General features: G+C 40.2%; 16 protein-coding genes. 6 read left to right on the top strand and 10 right to left on the bottom strand.

Annotated elements, in window-relative coordinates; all coding sequences use genetic code 11:
• Positions 1 to 289: 289 nt before the first annotated feature.
• The gene (locus tag IRQ78_RS16705; protein ID WP_054563618.1) at positions 290 to 937 is read right to left on the bottom strand and encodes a GNAT family N-acetyltransferase; all 648 of its coding nucleotides are present in this window, start codon (positions 935 to 937) and stop codon (positions 290 to 292) included.
• Positions 938 to 1,084: 147 nt separating this feature from the next.
• On the opposite strand from IRQ78_RS16705, the gene IRQ78_RS16700 reads away from it, so the two are divergent.
• From IRQ78_RS16700 to IRQ78_RS16690, 3 genes are all read left to right on the top strand, one after another.
• Positions 1,085 to 1,315, top strand: a complete 231-nt coding sequence (locus IRQ78_RS16700) for a DUF2789 domain-containing protein (RefSeq protein ID WP_036969581.1) — start codon at positions 1,085 to 1,087, stop codon at positions 1,313 to 1,315.
• Positions 1,316 to 1,470: 155 nt separating this feature from the next.
• The gene (locus tag IRQ78_RS16695; protein ID WP_054553723.1) at positions 1,471 to 1,737 is read left to right on the top strand and encodes a hypothetical protein; all 267 of its coding nucleotides are present in this window, start codon (positions 1,471 to 1,473) and stop codon (positions 1,735 to 1,737) included.
• Positions 1,737 to 2,510, top strand: coding sequence for a Zn-ribbon-containing protein (locus IRQ78_RS16690; RefSeq protein ID WP_054553724.1), 774 nt, complete (start codon positions 1,737 to 1,739; stop codon positions 2,508 to 2,510). Before IRQ78_RS16695 ends, IRQ78_RS16690 begins: the two co-directional genes overlap by 1 nt.
• A gap of 56 nt (positions 2,511 to 2,566) precedes the next feature.
• Here IRQ78_RS16690 and syd read toward each other — a convergent pair whose 3' ends face one another.
• Positions 2,567 to 3,106: a SecY-interacting protein gene (gene syd / locus IRQ78_RS16685; protein WP_194442713.1), complete on the bottom strand. Its 540-nt coding sequence runs from the start codon at positions 3,104 to 3,106 to the stop codon at positions 2,567 to 2,569.
• A gap of 59 nt (positions 3,107 to 3,165) precedes the next feature.
• Here syd and queF point away from each other — a divergent pair, with 59 nt between their 5' ends.
• Positions 3,166 to 4,011: an NADPH-dependent 7-cyano-7-deazaguanine reductase QueF gene (queF, locus tag IRQ78_RS16680; protein WP_054553726.1), complete on the top strand. Its 846-nt coding sequence runs from the start codon at positions 3,166 to 3,168 to the stop codon at positions 4,009 to 4,011.
• 69 nt (positions 4,012 to 4,080) lie between these two features.
• Here queF and IRQ78_RS16675 read toward each other — a convergent pair whose 3' ends face one another.
• Positions 4,081 to 5,115, bottom strand: coding sequence for an isoaspartyl peptidase/L-asparaginase family protein (locus IRQ78_RS16675; RefSeq protein ID WP_194442712.1), 1,035 nt, complete (start codon positions 5,113 to 5,115; stop codon positions 4,081 to 4,083).
• Positions 5,116 to 5,240: 125 nt separating this feature from the next.
• Complete coding sequence (locus IRQ78_RS16670; protein ID WP_054553727.1) at positions 5,241 to 5,945, bottom strand: SapC family protein; 705 nt, start codon at positions 5,943 to 5,945, stop codon at positions 5,241 to 5,243.
• A gap of 243 nt (positions 5,946 to 6,188) precedes the next feature.
• Between IRQ78_RS16670 and IRQ78_RS16665 the strand changes: the two genes are divergently transcribed.
• The gene (locus IRQ78_RS16665; protein WP_194442711.1) at positions 6,189 to 6,899 is read left to right on the top strand and encodes a DUF6445 family protein; all 711 of its coding nucleotides are present in this window, start codon (positions 6,189 to 6,191) and stop codon (positions 6,897 to 6,899) included.
• 37 nt (positions 6,900 to 6,936) lie between these two features.
• On the opposite strand, the gene IRQ78_RS16660 is transcribed toward IRQ78_RS16665, so the two are convergent.
• The 5 genes from IRQ78_RS16660 to pgi form a co-directional block, all read right to left on the bottom strand.
• The gene (locus IRQ78_RS16660) at positions 6,937 to 8,448 is read right to left on the bottom strand and encodes a tryptophan halogenase family protein (protein ID WP_194442710.1); all 1,512 of its coding nucleotides are present in this window, start codon (positions 8,446 to 8,448) and stop codon (positions 6,937 to 6,939) included.
• Between the two features lie 76 nt (positions 8,449 to 8,524).
• Positions 8,525 to 11,122, bottom strand: coding sequence for a TonB-dependent receptor (locus IRQ78_RS16655; RefSeq protein ID WP_199529528.1), 2,598 nt, complete (start codon positions 11,120 to 11,122; stop codon positions 8,525 to 8,527).
• Between the two features lie 818 nt (positions 11,123 to 11,940).
• Positions 11,941 to 12,651, bottom strand: a complete 711-nt coding sequence (gene pgl, locus IRQ78_RS16650; RefSeq protein ID WP_138600000.1) for a 6-phosphogluconolactonase — start codon at positions 12,649 to 12,651, stop codon at positions 11,941 to 11,943.
• 5 nt (positions 12,652 to 12,656) lie between these two features.
• Positions 12,657 to 14,129 carry a glucose-6-phosphate dehydrogenase gene (gene zwf, locus IRQ78_RS16645; protein ID WP_054553730.1) on the bottom strand — a complete coding sequence of 491 codons (1,473 nt, stop codon included), beginning with the start codon at positions 14,127 to 14,129 and terminating at the stop codon, positions 12,657 to 12,659.
• Positions 14,130 to 14,399: 270 nt separating this feature from the next.
• Complete coding sequence (gene pgi / locus IRQ78_RS16640) at positions 14,400 to 16,046, bottom strand: glucose-6-phosphate isomerase (protein ID WP_194442709.1); 1,647 nt, start codon at positions 16,044 to 16,046, stop codon at positions 14,400 to 14,402.
• A gap of 348 nt (positions 16,047 to 16,394) precedes the next feature.
• On the opposite strand from pgi, the gene IRQ78_RS16635 reads away from it, so the two are divergent.
• The gene (locus IRQ78_RS16635; protein ID WP_138600002.1) at positions 16,395 to 17,426 is read left to right on the top strand and encodes a LacI family DNA-binding transcriptional regulator; all 1,032 of its coding nucleotides are present in this window, start codon (positions 16,395 to 16,397) and stop codon (positions 17,424 to 17,426) included.
• 66 nt (positions 17,427 to 17,492) lie between these two features.
• On the opposite strand, the gene IRQ78_RS16630 is transcribed toward IRQ78_RS16635, so the two are convergent.
• Positions 17,493 to 19,748 carry an aminotransferase class V-fold PLP-dependent enzyme gene (locus IRQ78_RS16630; RefSeq protein WP_194442708.1) on the bottom strand — a complete coding sequence of 752 codons (2,256 nt, stop codon included), beginning with the start codon at positions 19,746 to 19,748 and terminating at the stop codon, positions 17,493 to 17,495.
• Positions 19,749 to 19,850 lie beyond the last annotated feature (102 nt).

Here is a 19,850-nt window from a genome sequence, read left to right as displayed (position 1 = left end):
CCCTTTGCTTCCTGCTAAGCATCTTGCTTTGTTGCCATAATCCTAATCCTTGGCATCAGTTCATTCATTGAACCTGCGTCTTCTTGACATGATTAAGTTTAGAGAAATGCGGATATCTTGGTAGGCATAAAAAGTAATTTTTTCTAAGTCACAAAAATGACAAAAACAATAAATCCTTTAAAATCATTACAATAAGCAATTATAGGTACAAATTTAAAGGCATTAAACTGATAAAACGCACAGCAATGTGAGACTTATCGCACATTGCTATTTCCAAAACGTCCTTTGCTTAATTTGCAGCTTTGAACATCAAGTCACCTTCAACTTGGTTAAAGCTCAAGGCTTTGAACACCTCAAACCCTTCAGAGCTAAAGAATTCACGCTGTTCAGAGCGGGTAACAAATACAGCTAAACCACTTGCTTGATTGCTTGACTCAACTAAATCATCAAGCCCTCGTAGCAGATATCTGCCTAAACCTTGCCCCTGAAAATGTGGGTCAACGGCTATAAAGGCTAAAAACAGATAATGGCCTTTGCTTGAAAGCGCTTCGCGAATAGTACGCTCTTTTTCTATAAGCTGATTGGTTTGCAAGTAACCTGCACTGAGCATCAGTTTTAAGCGCCAATGCCAGTATCGCTCAGCTTGTAGTTCACTTGCCGAATCAAATACACAGGCAATGGCTTTTAATCTACTTTGGGAGTAAAGACCTATTAGAGGCTGTTTTTCTTGCCAGAAACTTGCTAGCTCTTCACGTACTAAAGCACGTAATTTAGTTTCATATTTACTTGGGTTATCTTGTTGAAAACCTAATACATTCTGAAGAACGGGATCATCATGATAGGCTTGATAAATAAGGCTTGCGGCAGTGCTGATATCTTCAGCACTCAGGTATTGCACACTTAAGGTTTCGGGTTCAGCAACTGTCAAAATACTCATCCTTTTATTTGTTTTATTATTTTCGTACTAGACTATAAGGTATATACCCAACGGTGATTAAAGACAAATTCAGCGTAAGTTAAACTGCGGTTCATCATCATTAAGTTCAAGCAGTAATAATTATCGCCATACACAAGGAGCAGAACTATGGATACGACAAAACATGATATTTCGACCCTATTTGCACAACTTGGTTTACCGAGCAAAGAAAGTGAAATAGATGCTTTTATAGCATCTCATCAACTGTCTGATACAACCCTATTGCAGGAAGCGCCTTTTTGGGATGAAGCTCAGCAACACTTTTTAGCAGAATCACTTGCAGAAGATGGTGCTTGGAGCGAGGTGATTGATGAATTAGACGCAAGGTTACGCCAGTAACGCCTGCGAGCTAATTAACAAGCTTAAATAACATTCTTTTAGCTCGTTAATTAGGAAAGTAATTTCACTCCACATCTATTATTGCTACCATACGCGCGCACTGCAGCCCATATACTGCGGTGCTTTTTAGTCTTTATAAAAGAGTTTATACAAAAATGAATGCCGTTGTATTTGATGCAATTAAAACCCTTCTTGATGAAGGTAAAACCCCAACAGTTGCCTTAACTAAAAGTAAGTTAACCCAACCTATGCCGATGCCTGTGATCATCGCTGCGGTTAGCCAATATAAAAACAACCCGGATTCAATTAATAATTTCATCAATAACCCGTCAAATGAACAACTGAGTACACCAAAAGAAAGCCAATTGGATCGTATTGAAGCTAAATTAGATAGGTTATTAGCACTGCTTGAGAAAAAATAATGTTTGTTGTCGATCTGACTTTTGATTGCTACCAAGATACTACCCTAGAGCTTGCTGAGCAGGCGATAAACCGCCTAGTGAATGCGCTTCGTTTTAACGGCCAAATAATTGGTGATGAATTTCCAACGGTTTTAAAAGATGGATTTTTCATTACTCGTGTAATGTGCCCAACCGAAGATGCGATGCATCCGCTCAACCATAGCCCGTTTGTAAAACATAGCATTGAGCAATTAAACACTGCAGGCTTACTGGCACCAAAAGTTAAAGTGGTCGGCCAAGACATTCACTCAAATGGCGCAGACATGTGTCATGATCCGTCGTGCTATATTTTGTATACCACGTACGTGCACACCTGTAGCCCGCTTTATTGTGGTGATGACTTTTTGCCTGTGCCGTTATTTCGCATTCCAGCCATTGCCAATGGCGATTACAAAACACTCATTAAATGGCAAGAAGACTGGCAAGCGTGCGATCAAATTCAGATCAATGGTGCAACCCGTTGTGAATTTCCTGCGCTTGAAGAGCTAACGAGCATCAAGAGTGACTTATACCGCCGTGGTCGTGATATCACGAAACGTATTAGTTTTCTAACCAAGAAGCCGGTTTATTACTATTTATACCGTGTAGGCGGCGTTGATAAAGAGTCAGAGCTTAAACGTCGTTGCCCAAGCTGCGATGGCGAGTGGAAATTACCAGAGCCATGGTTTGGCTTATTTGATTTTCGGTGCGAGCCCTGTGGCATTGTTTCGAATATTTCGTGGGACTTTCAATAATTTAATAAAGGCAATAATACACGAAAGGGGCAACCGCCCCTTTTTACTTTTTAAGCTTACACCGTTACTTTGTCTAAAAACTCACTGATGCTTTTCGCTAGCACATGATGTGGTTTTTTACCCACATACTCTAAGCAAACCTCACCGCTTTCGACTAATACAGTGATCAGCAGATCATCTTGCTCTGTAAGACCAATAAATACGGTTTCTGGCTGCTTTAGCTTGCGCTTCATTAACACGTGACCGGTAATATTTTGCTGTAAGCGGCTAAAATCATCTTCATTCCATGCCTGTAGCAGTTCAATGTGATGATCATCAATACTCAATAACAAATTACCCGCATAGACATGACCAAACAATGGGCTTAAACCTTCAGGAAACGATAACTCTAGTGCCTTGGCTAAGTCTTCTAAACTGCCAGCAGGTTGCTGTGGAACTGCACACCACTGAATAAGCCCCTGCTCATCTACTTCGCCCTGCTCACATGGACTTGGCCATGCTGTATCATGTTCAATAACAGGAAGCTTTCCTGTGCGTTCGAGGCATTTTTCACTAAATGCTTGATGTAACTTATCTAATTTTGTAGAAACAGACATACTGCGAAACTCATTGGCTTTAGGTATAATGCCGCCATTGTAACTACAAAAGTGTAAAGATGACAGATTACAGCAACTCACCCGAACTGAAAAACAGTGTTCTTGGTAAAAGCACAGAGTATGTAGATACCTACACACCCAGTTTACTGTTTCCTATTGCCCGTAAATTAAACCGTGATGCATTAGGTGTTAGCGAAGATAACTTACCGTTTAAAGGCCAAGATATTTGGACTGGCTATGAATTATCGTGGCTAAATAGCAAGGGTAAGCCAATGGTCGCTGTGGCAACGTTTGTATTTCCTTGTCAAAGCAGTCACATCATTGAGTCAAAGTCATTCAAATTGTACCTAAACAGCTTTAATCAAACACGTTTTGAGACGCCGGATGACGTACATCAAGCACTGAGCAAAGACTTATCCGATGCGGTAAATGCACCGGTGATCGTTACTTTATACCAAGCTGATGATTTCAATTGTTTGCCATTTTCAGCGTTACCGGGCGAATGTATTGATGATCTGGATATCGAAATCACTAGCTATGATATTGATGCCAGCTCACTTCGCCATAATGGTGATGAGATTGTCTCAGAAACCCTACATAGTCACTTACTAAAATCGAACTGTTTGATCACCTCACAGCCTGATTGGGCGAGTGTGATTATTCGTTATAAAGGCCAAGCGATTTGCCATGAAGCCTTATTAAAATATTTAATTTCGTTTAGAACTCACAACGAATTTCATGAACAATGTGTGGAGCGTATTTACTGCGATTTAATGCAGCAGTTAAACCTCGAAGAGCTTGAAGTGTATGCCCGTTATACACGCCGTGGCGGTTTAGATATCAACCCTTATCGCTCAACGAATCAAGATGAAACACCTTTCAAGGTAAAAATTAATCGCCAATAACTTTGGTGGCAATAAAAAACCGAGTTGTGAAACTCGGTTTTTTATTGCCTGAAGATTCGTTACAGGTAATTATTCGTCTTTAAAAATACCCACATACGTTGGTGATGTATTCGATTTACTCGCACGATACATACCAACGGTGTTAAACGGCAAACTGATGTTACCTTTAGCATCAATGATGATCACACCACCAGTTCCCCCTACAGGCATTAATACATCGTGGATCACTTCGTTACCTGCTTCCACAATGGTTTTACCTTGGTATTTTACGCGAGCACAAATATCAGCTGCCACATTGTAGCGAATAAAATACTCACCATGACCTGTCGCAGATACTGCACATGATTCATTTTCAGCAAAGGTTCCTGCACCAATCACAGGTGAATCACCCACACGACCAAAACGTTTTGCTGTCATACCACCTGTAGAGGTACCTGCGGCGATATTACCGTTTTTATCAAGTGCAACCGCTCCAACAGTGCCCATTTTGTAATTAACTGGCAGGGCTTTGTGTGCAGCTTGGTAGTCTTTGCTGGTGACTTTTTGTTTATCGAGCTTTTCTTTTGCTTTTAATAACGCTTTGTAGCGATTTTCAGTATCGAAAAGATTGTTTTCAACCAGCGGCATACCTTGAGTTTTTGCAAACTCTTCGGCACCTTGACCGCTGAGCATAACATGCACTGATTTTTCCATCACTAAGCGCGCCAAGTTAATTGGGTTTTCAATGTGTTTAACCCCAGCAACAGCTCCTGCTTGGCGTGTACGACCATCCATAATCGATGCGTCAAGCTCATGTGCACCGTCATAAGTATATACAGCACCGCGACCAGCGTTGAAATACGGCGAGTTCTCAAGCACATTAATTGCCGCAGTAATGGCATCTAGGCTCTCACCGCCTTTTTCGAGCACGGCATAGCCTGTTTCAACGGCTTCTTTTAGTTTTGCACGGTAAGCTTTTTCTTGCTCTGGCGTGAAGCGGCTTTTTTCAATTGTTCCAGCACCACCATGAATAGCAATAGCGAAAGGTTGATCACTACTATGGCAGAAAGTACTAAATGATAATGCGCTAAGGGCAATGGCTGAGGTGAGTAATGTTTTTAACATAGGGGCACTTATATTTATTTTAGTTTGTAAGCCCAATGTGAATAATTCGTCGCTCGTTTTCAAGCTTTAACAGACGAAAGAAACAAAAAAAGCGCCTAATGGCGCTTTTTTTCAGCAGTTTAAAATTAAGCTTGAGCTGCTTTTAAACGTGCTAAACGTGCTACTTGGTGAGTAGACGTTAAGAAAGAGTAGATTGGTGCTAAATAGCCACGCTTACGAAGGTCTAAGAACTCTTCATCACTTAGTGAGTTAAGTTTTTTCTCGTCAACAAGGTAGATACCGTTGATGTCTTTTTTCTCACCTTTGATTTCTACAGTTAGCGTTTGAGCTACTAGTAGTTCTTTGTCTGCAAGGTACTTAGTGAATGCTTCAGTTACCTGAGAGAACTCGATGAAAGAAACAAGTGCTTCTTTACGACGCTTAAGGTATTCAGTTTCTTCACCGTTTTCGAAAAGTGCATTACCTGTTTCTTCGCTTACAAGTGGGCTTGCTTCGTCGATTACGATACCAAATTGGTCAGCTTCTGGATGCTTAACAAGACCAAGTGGGTAACGAGTCATAGACATAGGCGCAAATGCTGCTGTCCATTTGCCGTCTTGAATGAAAAGGTTTTCGCCTGGCTCTAGACCAAATAAAGCAACTGCTTGAAATTTACCTGATTCGTTGTTTTTAACAAATGCCATTGGGAATTCATTTGCGATACGTGCAAATTCGTGTGCAACCACAGGTACTAAATGCTGAGTTTTCATGAACTCAATGTTGATGCCATTTTGAATTTTAGTGTTGGCATGTTTTTCGTTATGTAAAGGCTGTACTTGTTGCTCCGCCATGATACTGCTCCGTTAATTTTATAATATGTTTTTGCTGTTAGTGCCCAAAGCCTATAGGTTTTGGCAACAAAAAGGAAGTGAAAATTTTGTGGCAGTTTGTACATTATAAATTAACAAATTTACTCATGTTGCTAATTAACCTTAAGTGATGAAAAAACAAGCTGCGATCAATTAAATATTATCACGCATAAGCCACTATTTTTGTTAGTATATTCAACAAACACGGGATGACTGAGGCAAATAATGGAAGGCTATCAATTAAATAAAGACTATAAAGTAAGCCAAGTATTTATTGGTGAAATTAATGAAACCGTTATTATCGTTGATGGCTTTTTGCACAACCTTGAGCCAGTTTATCAATTTGCCACAGAGACAGCCTATTTCCAGCCTTTTGGCAGCGATGGCACACTCTACCCTGGCAAACGAGATGAAATGCCTGCGCCCTACTACCGAGCTTTTGAGCAGCTAGTTAACGAACTTTTAGAGCAAGGGATCATTACTAGCGGCGAAAATAATTTATATCTTCACCGCTGTAAACTTTCATTAGTTACTCAAAATGCGGATGAATTAAATACCTTGCAGCGTATGCCACATATTGATTCAACGGATGATAAAACATTTGCAGCAGTGCATTATTTGTCAGACAAAGAATGGGGTGGCACAGGCATATATAAATACCTACCTGAGAACATTATTAAAGTGACGGCTGATAACCAAAATAGCGTGCATAACATGATTGCTGATACAGAAAAACACAGCGCAACTCATCCTGGCTATTTAAATGAAACAACAGCGCTTTTTGAAAAAGTTGTGGATGTTGAAGCCAAGATCAATAGGCTCGTAATTTATAAAAGTAATCTATTACATAGCGCAACTCTTTTAAATCACAAAAAGTACTGTAATGATTTAAATAACAGTCGTTTATCTATCTCCTCATTTTTTAGAATCGACTGAGTTGGCTAATACGTATTAGCCAGCTCAGTTAATAAAATTAGTACTTCTGTAAGCCAAATTTCTTTATTTTATCTAACAGTTCTCTGTGCTTAGGTAGCTCGCTTAATAGCTGATTGACGCGCTGCAGTTTAAGTTTAGCAACTTGTTGATTGTCGCTCTGCTTAGTTTGCTGTTTGGTGGGTACATAATGCATACCAAACAGTACGTATAAGTAGTTTTCTAAGTCGAACAAATCGAACTTACTAGCAAAGTCTTCGCGTACCGGTGTAAAGCGCTGCCAGCGTGCTAGGTTATTTTTTAGTTTTTCTGATAACTGGTCGGTTTTTTTGTTATCACGCCAAAAAGCCGAATCAGTTCTATCCGAAATACAGTAATGCATTTTTATAAAATCAAACGTTTGTTGCCATACATAATTCACCTGCTGATTATAATCATCAGCAACTAAGTTAATGTCTTCTCGGGTACGCGGAAAACGTTTAGCTAATAACCCCGCAGAAAAGTCTGCAATTAAGATGGCAGTTGCTTCAAGAGGCTCAACAAAGCCTTGCGACAACCCGATAGCCACACAGTTTTTGTGCCACATTTTTTCTCTGTGCCCTACTTTCATCGGGATCTTTCGTAGCGTTAAGTGCTCAAATTTATTACCTAAATAATGATGCAATTTAGCGTGCGCTAGCTCATCGCTCATATACTTAGATGAGTAAACAAACCCCACCCCTCTTCGCTCTGTTAGCGCAATATCCCAGATCCAACCGGCTTGGTGTGCCGTGGCAATAGTGTAAGGCGGTATTTCATCATCGCTTTGTGTCGGTACTTGCAATGTGATTGCAGTATCAGTTAATAAACTATCTGACTTATCAACAAAGCCCACCCCTAGTTTTTGCCCAATAAAGGCAGCCGAAAAACCGGAGCAATCAATTATAAAGTCAAATTCTAAGGCGTTAGTTTCTGAGTCAATTAGGTGTGTAATAAAACCTTGCTCATCACAGCTGACATCTTTAATTTCTGCAAACAGGTGTTTTACAGCAAAATGTTGCGTGGCATGGCTTCCTAAGAAAGCAGCAAACTTTTTAGCATCAAAATGATAGGCATAGCCATTGATACCTGCATATTGCGGTGTCGCAATTGTTTTTGGAGCTAAATTATTTTCACAACATGCATGCTGCTTAGAAACAAAGTCTGCGTAATCATTACCGTTACCCTCAGCAAGCCACTGCTGCGTTAACTCCTCACCGAATATATGTGGGTGATCAAATAAATGATGGTAAAAGTTAGCACCATGTTTGTGTTTATCTAGCCAATTTACAAACTTGATTGACTGCTTAAAAGTAACATCACATTCATTGATAAAATCACTTTCACTGATACCAAACTTTTGCAAAGAGTTGCGCATCGAAGGAACAGTACCTTCACCGACACCTATGCTGGCAATATTAGGAGACTCGATTAACGTGATCTCAATGCCACTTTGCAAAAGCGCATGACCCAAATGGTTAGCGGCTAACCAACCTGCTGTTCCACCACCAACAATTGCGATTTTTTTTATCATTTTTACTCGCCCACTTTTTACTCACAAAAAAGCCCAGTGCGAGCTGGGCTTTCTTAATTTCGTTATCTAAATCAAATTAGAAACGTAGTGATACACCTAGCTTGTAGCGTGCTTCACCTTCAAAGCTCCATGCTGGGTAGCCGTTACGAAGCTCAGGTTTAACATCTGCATCACCTGAGGCAGTACCAATTTGAATACTGTCTTCTTCAGTAATGTTAACCGCTTCAAATGTTAAGTCTAGATAGTCTGTTACTGAATACTTAGCCGTTAGGTCAAGTGTACCGTAGTCTTGATGCTCACGGTTACCATAGAAACCTGGTGCTTCACGAACCATGTACTCTGAACGCCAGTTATATGCTAAACGTACGCTGTAGAAATCAGCCTCATAGTAACCAACTAAGTTAACCGTATGCTCTGAAGAGTCAGAGAATAATTCAATACGGTCAGGGAAGTTTTCTGCAGGAGCTTCTGAATCGACGTAAGTATAATTAGCTTGGTAGCCGAAACCATTGTCAAAACCATCTTGAATTTGTAGCTCGATACCTTTAATCTCACCACCTGAGCCCGTCCCCTTAGAAGCTACTGTCCAGTCATCCTTTCCAGTGTTAGGGTCTGTTATACCAATACTTTGATTAGTCACTTCATCTACCTTAGTAAATGATGAGATATCTTTGATGAAGTAAGTAGCACTAACCATGCCGTCACCATCAAAGTAGTATTCAATACCAAAATCAGCTTGTGTTGCTTTGAATGGCTCCAGACCGATATTACCAGTAGTGATAACTTCATTACCATCTACATCATCTTCATAACCCGCTAATGATGAAGATGCAAACATGTCAGTGTAGTTAGCACGTGACATTACTTGCGCTGCTGAGAAACGTAGAATCATATCTTCAGTTAAATCAAATGCCACGTTAACACTTGGTAATACTTCGCTGTAATCAGCTTTATCAGTGCTTAGGCTGTTTGCGTAGTTACCATTCGCATCTAGTGCGAAGTAATCAGATGATGCATCTGTAGAGGTATAACGTAGGCCAAAGTTACCACGTATGCCTTCAGCAGAAAAATCAGCCATTGCGTAAAGTGAAAAATTCTCTTCATTTACTGTACCATAGCCAGCCTTATAAGCGATTGATGTATTATCAAAACTAGTAATCGCTGCGTAACCATCAGAGAGCATTTGATCAAGGTTAGGTTTAGGTATAGTGAAACCCGCCCCTGAGGATACTGTGCCTGAATAATAATGAGATGCATCGTATGCCGCGATTGAATCAACTAAATTCGCAGTATAAGTCTCTTGTTTAACGTCGTGGTCTGCCCAACGGAAACCTGTTTTGATTGCAGTGATTGCACCAAAATCAACAGGGAATGTTAAATCAAACTGTGCGTATGTTTCTTCATCAGAGTTAGGTTGCTTTTTGAGTGCCCAACCAGCTGAAGATAGTTGCCCTTGGAAGTCATCAGCAGTGAACGACTTATTCGCAATATCAATATCAATTACGTCACCTGTCGCATCATATGTGCCCGCATAGTCTGCAGGAGTACCTAACCAAAAACCATAGTTCGCAGTGAGGTCCGTACCACCTTCTGATTGTGTGTTACCAACTCGGCCTTTAAGCTCAAAATTATCACCAGCGTATTTGAATTCAAAATCAACCGTATCCGAAGTCATTGAACCTGCACGAGCCCACGTTTGTGCCCAGCCTGGGTTTGCACCTTCACCTGAACGACGGTAGAAAGTACACGTACCATCTACATTAACTTGTTCACAAGCTGCATCTTTATCGTCAGGGAATATTAAAAATAGAGAAGTATTTGCGTTATCAGCTGAAAGATCTAGGCTCATAACATTAAGACCTAGCTCTATACTATCAGTTGGGCGATATTGGAAAACGGCATTGATAGCAGTACGTTCACGTTGTTGTTGGAATGTAGAAGGAACAATGTCACCCCAACCTACTAAAGATTCAATACCATTGCGCTGATAATTTGTTTCAGAAAATGCTGCTGAGACTAGTGCACCAAAGGTTTCTTCATCATTTTTCCAGCTATAAAGACCAGAGATTTCAGGATCTGTTTCTTCAGAGATCGTGCCGTAGTCAGCTTTCACACTTCCAAAAAGGGTATTCGCGTCAAGATCTAAAGGCTTACGAGTGTTTACGATTACCGTACCACCGATACCACCTTCGACAAGGTTTGCCTGAGATGATTTATAAACCTCAATACCACCAACCATTTCTGGTGGAAGTAATGTGTAGTTAAAGCTGCGGTCGATTGACTGTTGGTCATACCAACCTGTTGAAGCGACTGAGTGCCCATTCAGTAAAGTACGCGTTAACTGTGCAGATGCACCTCGAATAGACACTTGTTGACCCTGACCAAATGCGCGGTTAACAGCAATACCTGAAATACGGCCAAGTGCTTCACCTACATCGCTATCAGGAAACTTACCGACATCTTCTGCAGAAACAGCATCGACAACGCTGTCAGCAAAGCGCTTAGTATTCATTGAAGCTTCAAGTGAACGGCGAATACCGCGAACTTCAATTACTTCAACATCTTCTTGAACTTTAGTTTCATCTGCTGCGTATGCAGCGCCAGTGAACCCAGCACTCATTACGAGGCCGATATTAACTGCTAATAAGCTTTTCTTAAAATTTTTAGCTAACACAGGATTCCCCTTGAATCATTTTGTTGGTTTTTTTTATCACTTCTGCCCAGTGATGATGACAACGCTGTCATCTAGTAACAAACCATACACTCTAAATTACATTTGTGCTACATCTTTTTGGTTAATTTGTGCAAAAAATTTACAACGAAATAATCAAGTTATTGATATAACTAATATTTAATATTGAGTTTTTAAGAATTGTTACAAATAAACGGCGCAAATATAGCATGAGTGATATTGCAGATGAAAAGACCAAAAGGATGGGTTTTTGAAATTAGCTAAAAATTACATGTATTTTTGTAAGCTTTAGTTTCCATTGGGCATTTATTAATCATAACTAAAAGTTATATAAAACCTGTTATCTAACAATAAATTAGCTTAAAAAACTAACGTGTTTCTAAAAGCACGCTGTCATGTACAAATTATTTTTAACTTTTTCTGGGCAGAATGAGTTAAAGGGAATATTGAGAATAACAATCAATAACAATGACAGCGCTGTCATTTTGATTATATAGAGCCCCTTTGTACTTGTCTAACACTTTATCGGCTATTTAAAGAAAGTGTATTTATTCAATACTGTTTGTTATACCAATTCGCTTAATTAAGTGATCTATTTTGAGGCAATAAAACCTCGTTGATAACAAGGCAAAAATTTCGTTATTTAGTTGTTCTAAACCAGAAATTTTTAACGCCGTTAGCGACAGGTTTAATCCCTCAAAATGATTAAGTATTATTGCGGATTGGTATTCAAGGTGAGTATTTAAAAACAAAAAAGCGAGCATAATAGCTCGCTTTTGACATTGAGTTTAATCGGGCGATTAAGGTGCCCAATAAACTTCAATATTGATATGTGGGTGATTCAATACTGCACGTAAAGGCATGTCAGCAACTGCACCGCCCTCTTTCGCTTGCTTGTAAACAGCGAGTTTTTCTTCACCACTAATTAAAAGCTTCACAACTTTAGAATCTGCAATCGCAGATAAAGTTAACGTCATACGCTCAGTGATTTTACCTGTTACATCGCTTTCAATGGCATTAATTGCACATACTAAATCATCTGTTGCTAGACCGTGTTCAAGACCTTCGGCATGAGGGAAAAGAGAAGCCGTATGACCATCAGGGCCCATGCCTAAAATCGTCACATCAAAAGGACGCTTTAATGCTTTGTATGCAGCTTCACATTCAGCTACACCGTTTTGCGCCGTTAATGCGTCATTTTTCATTGTCACGAAATTAGCAGCTGCGCCATGGTTTTGTAATAGCGTGCTTTTGATAAATGCTTCATTACTTTTTTCATGATCAGCATCAACCCAACGCTCATCAACCATAGCAACATCAATGCTTGCCCAATCAAGTTCAAGGTTTGATAAGTGCTTATAAGCAGGTGCTGGCGATGAGCCACCCGATACCATCAATACCGCACGACCATCTTCTTTAATTCCAGCAACAAGGCTTTGTTCAAGGCTTGAAGAAAGTTCAGCTGTTAATTCGTCTTTGTTTGCAAAGAATTTTTCAACTATTGTTGCCATCTTAATTACGCCTTATCGCCTGTGTTAAACCAAACGTGGTTGTTTTCTTCTAAAAGCTCATCTGCATCTTCAGGGCCCCACGTACCAGCACGGTATAATGATGGTGCACCTTTTTCTTGCCAACGCTCGATGATTGGGTCAATCCATTTCCATGCTTGACGTACTTCATCACGGTGAATAAACAGCGACGGGTTGTTTGCTGCGGCATCTAACATTAAGCGCTTATAAGCATCTGAATGAAAACCATTACTGTACGCTTGCGATAACTCAATGTTCATGGTTACTGGTTCTAATTGCATCTCAAGGTTATCAAGGCGCTTAGACATCAGTGTTAATTGAATTGTTTCTTCTGGTTGCAGACGAATAACAAGACGATTTGGCTCAATGTTACCTACGTTGTCGGTGTAAACGTTGTGAGATACTTTTTTGTATTCAACAACGATTTCAGCACAACGCTTTTTCATACGTTTACCAGTACGAAGATAGAAAGGCACGCCAGCCCAGCGCCAGTTATCGATGTGCGCACGAATAGCAACAAAAGTTTCTGTTTTACTCGCACCTTCGTTTAATTCTTCTAAGTAACCTGGGACGATTTTACCGTCTAAGTTACCTGGTACGTACTGACCACGTACAATGTTTGCATCAACATCTTCAGCCACTAACGGACGTAACGACTCAAGTACTTTTAGTTTTTCAGTACGGATGCTGTTTGCGTTTAGTTTATTTGGTGATTCCATTGCCACTAAGCAAAGTAATTGTAGCAAGTGGTTTTGTACCATATCGCGTAATGCACCCGCTTTATCGTAGAAACCAGCGCGGCTTTCTAAGCCTACTGTTTCTGATAAGCTAATTTGGATGTTATCGATTGATTTTGCATCCCACAGGTTTTCAAACAATGAGTTTGAAAAACGTAGTGCCATTAAGTTTTGTACTGTTTCTTTACCTAAGTAATGGTCAATACGGAATACTTGCTCTTCTTTGAAGTATTCAGCAATTTTTGCATTGATTGCTTCAGCAGATTCACCACAGTAACCAATCGGTTTTTCAACAACAACACGAGATGTTTCTGTGATTAGACCTTTCTTTGATAAGATTTCACAGCAGCTACCATACACTGCAGGTGGTAAAGAAAGGTAAAAAACACGAGACTTGTCAGCGTCGTGTTCATCAAGAATATCTCTTAATTTGTCCCAGTCATCATCTGCTTCAGTCACATTTGATACAACTGGCACAAGGTAAGCTGAAAACGCTTTCCAATCTTTTGCGTTGTACTCACCTTTACCTAAAAAGTCTTGTAACGCTTTATGTGCTGTTTCGATGTATTCTTTACGTTTGCTTTCTTCACGTACCGTAGGAAGGATACGAGAACCTTGAGGAAGGTTGCCCTCTTGATAAGCGCGATACATTGCAGGAAGTAACTTACGTAACGCAAGATCACCGCCGCCCCCAAAAATTACGATATCAAATGGATTTAACATATATCACTCTCTACATTGGCAATGCCATGTTCATCCAATTCATGCAATATGGCAGTGCGTGTTGTTATCTGGTTGATGTGGCCTGTTAGACAATATCCTTTAACAAAGCCTGTTGAATTTGTTTGTAAGTAGCTTACTCATTCTTTTTATGTTGGCTGAAGTAAATGAGTCTTAGGGGCTCTGTAAATCCTCTCACAAAAATACAGGCCCTAAGAACTCCAGCGCTACCCGTTCAAAGGTATTCGGTTTGCAGCTAATACTGCGAATCTTTTACTGCTTACGATGTGTCTTATAGTAAGCGATCAGTCCATTGGTTGAACTATCATGTGGATGACTGACTGCATCATCAAATAATTCAGCTTCAATTTTAGAGGCAAGTCCCTTACCTAGCTCTACACCCCATTGGTCAAATGAACAGATTTCTAAAATAATGCCTTGGCAGAAGATCTTGTGCTCATAAAGCGCAATTAATCGTCCTACCGTTTTCGCATCAACTTTATCTAATAACATTGACGTTGTTGGGCGATTGCCTTGGTGAATCTTGTGATTCAATAATTCTGAGATTTCTGCTTCAGATTTACCTTTCGCGGTTAAATCTGCAGTTACTTGCTCTGCATCAACACCGGCCATCATCGCTTCGGTTTGTGCAAAGAAGTTTGATAATAAAATATCATGATGCTTGCCTACATTGACTTGCGGCTCAATTGAAGCAATAAAGTCAGCAGGTACAATTACATTACCTTGGTGTAGACATTGGTAAAAAGCATGTTGACCATTGATACCTGTCATACCCCAAATAATTGGAACCGTCGTGTAAGGAACCGTTTCACCTGCAAAAGTAACATGCTTACCGTTACTTTCCATCTCACCTTGCTGTAAATACGCGGGTAACATGTGTAGTGCTTGATCATACGGTAAAATAGCTTGCGCTGTATAACCTAAAAAGCTTGTGTTCCAAACACTTAAAAGCGCCATTAATAATGGTACGTTATTTTCAAATTCAGCATTTTTAAAATGCTCATCAATTTCAAACGCACCTTCTAGGATTTCTTCGAACGCCTCGAAGCCTAGGTACAGGGCGATTGGTAATCCTATCGCACTCCATAAAGAAAAGCGACCGCCTACCCAATCCCACATTGTGAATACGTTTTCATCAGCGATACCAAAGGCCGCTGTTTTTTCTAAATTGGTGCTTACAGCTACAAAGTGCTTAGCTATGTGCTCTTGCGCTTGTGCCGTTTGTAAAAACCACTCAACAGCCGATTTAGCGTTAGTCATGGTTTCTGAGGTGGTAAACGTTTTTGACGAGATAACAAATAACGTTGTCTCAACGTCTAAACCTTGTAAAACAGATGCAATCTGAACACCATCAACATTTGATACATAGTGAACATTTAATGTGCCATCAGCATAAGCAGCAAGCGCTTCTGTTGCCATTTGTGGGCCTAGATTTGAACCACCGACACCAATTGCAACCACATCTTTTACTGCTTTTCCTGTGTAGCCTAACCACTTACCACTGCGTACCTTACCAACAAAGGCTTTCATTTTAGCAAGCTCAGCGTTAACAGCATCTGTTACGTTTTCGCCATCAACCATTACAGCTGTGTTAGCGCGGTTACGTAAAGCAGTATGAAGTACAGCACGGTCTTCAGTAATGTTAATTTTCTCACCACTGAACATTTTTTCGCGCCATGCGCTAATATCACACTCTTTCGCTAAAGCAATTAATTGTTCAAAAACAGTTTTATCAATTTGTTGTTTCGAGTAATCGAATAATACACCCGGGATCTGAGCAGAGAATTGCTCGAAACGCGTGCTATTTTTGGCAAATAAATCTTTAAGATGAATTTGTTTCATCTTCTTGGCACTTTCAGATAGTGCTTGCCAACTAGCTAATTGCGAACGGCTGCTCATATATTTAATCCCCTTCAAAACTTGCAACAAACTGATTTTTAACTATCTTTTTATTATATTGAATAAAGACAGCAATTAAAAACACGGTGTGAAATCAACACTAAGTTAAAATGACAACGCTGTCAATGTTCTACTTTTACATTTTATAGTCGAGATAATAGCGCAATTTTTCTCTTTTGACACCGGTATCATAAAAATTATCTCAATTATTTTACTGCTAATTTGGTAGAACATTAGATACACTAACTAACTTATATTAAATATAGATGTACATATAAGAAAAAGCGTCTGGTGAATACCTGAACGATAATATTATAATACAAATATAACCAACTATAAAGCAACAGTATGAAAGTAACCATTAATGATGTAGCCAAGCTCGCAGGTGTTTCAATGAAAACCGTTTCACGAGTGATTAATAAAGAGCCATCGGTCAGAAAAAAAACGTACGATATAGTGATGGACGCTGTTAACACGTTAAACTATCAACCAAACCTTGCTGCTCGTAACCTAGCAGGCACATCGTCTTTTACTGTTGGTTTAGTTTATGACAACCCGAATGCTTATTATGTCATCGACATGCAAAACGGTGTGTTGTCGCGTTGTAAAGAAGAAGGCTATGAGCTGGTTATTCATCCATGTAACTATCTGGATGGCAACATGGAAGAAGACTTTAAAACCATGATCAAGCGCTCTCGCTTAGCTGGCCTTGTATTAACGCCACCGCTGTCAGAGCAAAATAGCATTATTGATATGCTAGATGAGATGGGCATTCATTATGTTCGCGTACTCTCTGGCCGCCCTACTGAAGAAGACCAAGACACTTGTATCTATGTGAACGATTACGCAGCTGCGTACGAAATCACCGCTCACCTACTGTCGCTTGGCCATAAAAATATTGGTTTTTTATGCGGTGACAAAGAGCATAAATCAACAACTGAACGTTTAGAGGGTTATCAGGCCGCGTTAAAAGATCACAGCATTCCATTGCATGACGCGCTCATCTACGAAGGCCAGTATTCTTTTGAATCAGGTGTAGAAGGCGCAAAAGCATTGTTAGGTGAGAATAACCCGAAAAACATCACAGCCCTACTTGGCGGTAACGATGAAATGGCAGCGGGCGCGTTATTCGCCTCACGCTTAATGGGTATCGAAATTCCACAGCAGCTATCAATTACGGGCTTCGAAGACTCACCGTTCTCGCGTCAAACTTGGCCTAAACTAACCACAGCACATCAGGCGAATGATGTAATTTCGCAGCATGCAGCCCGTTTACTGTTTAGAAAAACCCGTGGTGCACGTAATCAAGATAAAGACATCATCACGACCTTTACCCCTTCATTAGTAGTACGGGAAAGCTCAGGCCCTACAACAGCCTAATTTATACAAGTTACGAAAAAGCCGCTCTATAGCGGCCTTTTTAATTAAGCGAATTGGTATTGCTTGTTAAAGCAATGCTAAACCACCATTTAAGTTATAAACATTTTCAAACCCTAACTGCGACAAATTATTAGCCGCTTGTTTTGAACGATTACCACTTCGGCAAACCAAAATGTAGCTATGGTCTTTCTCAAGCTGCCCTTGCACGATGGCGTTTGCCATGCGACTGAGTGGAATGTTAATCACTTTGCTCTCAGCAACAGTAAATAACTCTGCTAAATTATTCGCTCCATGCTCATACGGTTCACGTGTATCGATTAGGTAAGTTGCCTTATCATCCAACATTGATTTCGCATCGGTTGCGACTAGCTGTTTCATCGGCGCACTTTCAAGTGTTTCAACATAGCCACATAAAGAATGACTTACAGTATGCTTTTGCTCATCAGCTTGTTGCTTTAATTCAACAAACTCATCATCTGATACTAGCTCACTTAATAGTTGTTCAAGTAACGGCGTCGTTGCTTTTTGCACATGCCAATCCATAGCAAAACATTGTTGATAATCATGACCAGAACAAATCACCGTTGAATCTTGTATTACCATAGCAAGCTGCTTTAAAGACTGAGCCATTTTCACAGCATCACCACCGCTAATTGCAGTGTTACCTAAGCCGCCTGGTAAGAATAAATCACCACAGAAGCAATAGCTGATGTCACCGCTTTGCGTATCTGATAATAAATAGCTAACACTATCGTCACTGTGACCTGGTGTTGCTACTTTAGTTAAGCGTGCATCGCTTAATTCGATGGTTGCTGAATCTTTTGGCCAGCCAAGTTCGTCTATCTCATTAGCAACATAACGTTCTGCGAGCTCTTTTGATAATAAACAACGGGCCGATAAACGTTCTTGGTGGTTATGGGTATCGATAATCGCTTTTACTGTTAAACCTTGTGTCGCGACAATTTTCGCCATACGTGGAATAAGCTCAATGATAGGATCAATCACCACAACGCTTTTATCACTGTCGACATAAAGCCAGCAGCACGCTGCTTGATGGCGAAGTTGTGTTAAGCCAATCGCACAAACTTCGTGTTGCGGCGATGTACTATCAGATACCACTAAGCAGTTTGCTTCTAGAATCGGTTTTAAAGAACGTATTTTGTCGCAAGCAAAATCAATCTCTTGTTGGTTAACAGCTGGGCCAAACGACATACGTATCGCGTTTTCACTTTGCCAATCACTGGCTCCCATCGCGTCTAAAACAAAACTACGATTTGCACCTGAGCTGCATGCCGAGCCGCCACTTACACGGATACCCGCAGCATCAAATAAGTCCATCACTTCTTTACTGGTTAATTCGTTCACCGCAAAGTTCAACGTTGTTGGCACCGAATGCTCAAAACTGTGATTGAACGTAATGCTACCAAAGGTGTCTGTTAATGCAGCTAATAATTGCTCGCGAAAAGCATGTAGCTGCTCAATTGGCTTAAAAGTCTGGTTTTGTTTATCAAGCAATAACGAGAACAACTTATTCAAACCGGCAATGCCCGGTAAATTTTCGGTACCAGATCGCATACCACTTTCTTGGCCGCCACCAGCAATAAATGGCGTATATGCACTGCCTTTACGGATATAAAGTACACCAATGCCTTTAGGCGCATACAATTTATGACCAGAGAATGGGGCGTAATCAATGGTTGTTTGGCTTAGCGCCAAGTTGGTTTTGCCTAATGCTTGTACACAGTCAACCATCCAAGCCACATTATTGTTTTCACTACGAATAACTTGCTCAATAGTGGTTAAGTCTTGGAAAACACCGGTTTCGTTGTTTACTGCCATAGTACAAATCATCAGTGCATTCGCAGCATGTTTACGAATAAACTCATGATCTAAAATACCGTTTTTATCTACTGGAATAGCTAATACCTGCGCGTTGATATCAAGTACACTGTTCCAATGTTTTAGCGTATTTGGCACCGCTTTATGCTCTGTTGCCCCATAAAGTAATACCGGATTCTCGATTTGATGATTTTTTGCAGCAATAAGCGTTGAAACAACCGCCGTTTGAATACCTTCTGTTGCACCCGAGGTAAATAAAATATCGCCGTCGGTAGCGCCAATGACTTCACGTGCTTTGTTACGTGTTTGTTCTAATAAGTGTTTTGCTTGAATACCCGTAATATGAGAGCTTGATGGATTACCAAAACAGACTTGCATCGTGTGCGAAACCACATCGGCAATTTCAGGAAGTACAGGAGTCGTTGCATTCGCATCTAAATAAATTTGCTGATTAGCATCGTCAGGAAGGTAAAAATTTGCCATGAAAAACGCACCATATTACTAAAAGATATATCTTATAACCTATTTTACATTTTTCACGGCTAAATTATAATAATCAATTAGTCAGTAAAGTGCGTTTTCTAT

This window comes from Pseudoalteromonas simplex, assembly GCF_015278155.1.
GTDB lineage: Bacteria > Pseudomonadota > Gammaproteobacteria > Enterobacterales > Alteromonadaceae > Pseudoalteromonas > Pseudoalteromonas simplex.
This window is presented reverse-complemented; position numbering and strand designations above follow the sequence as displayed.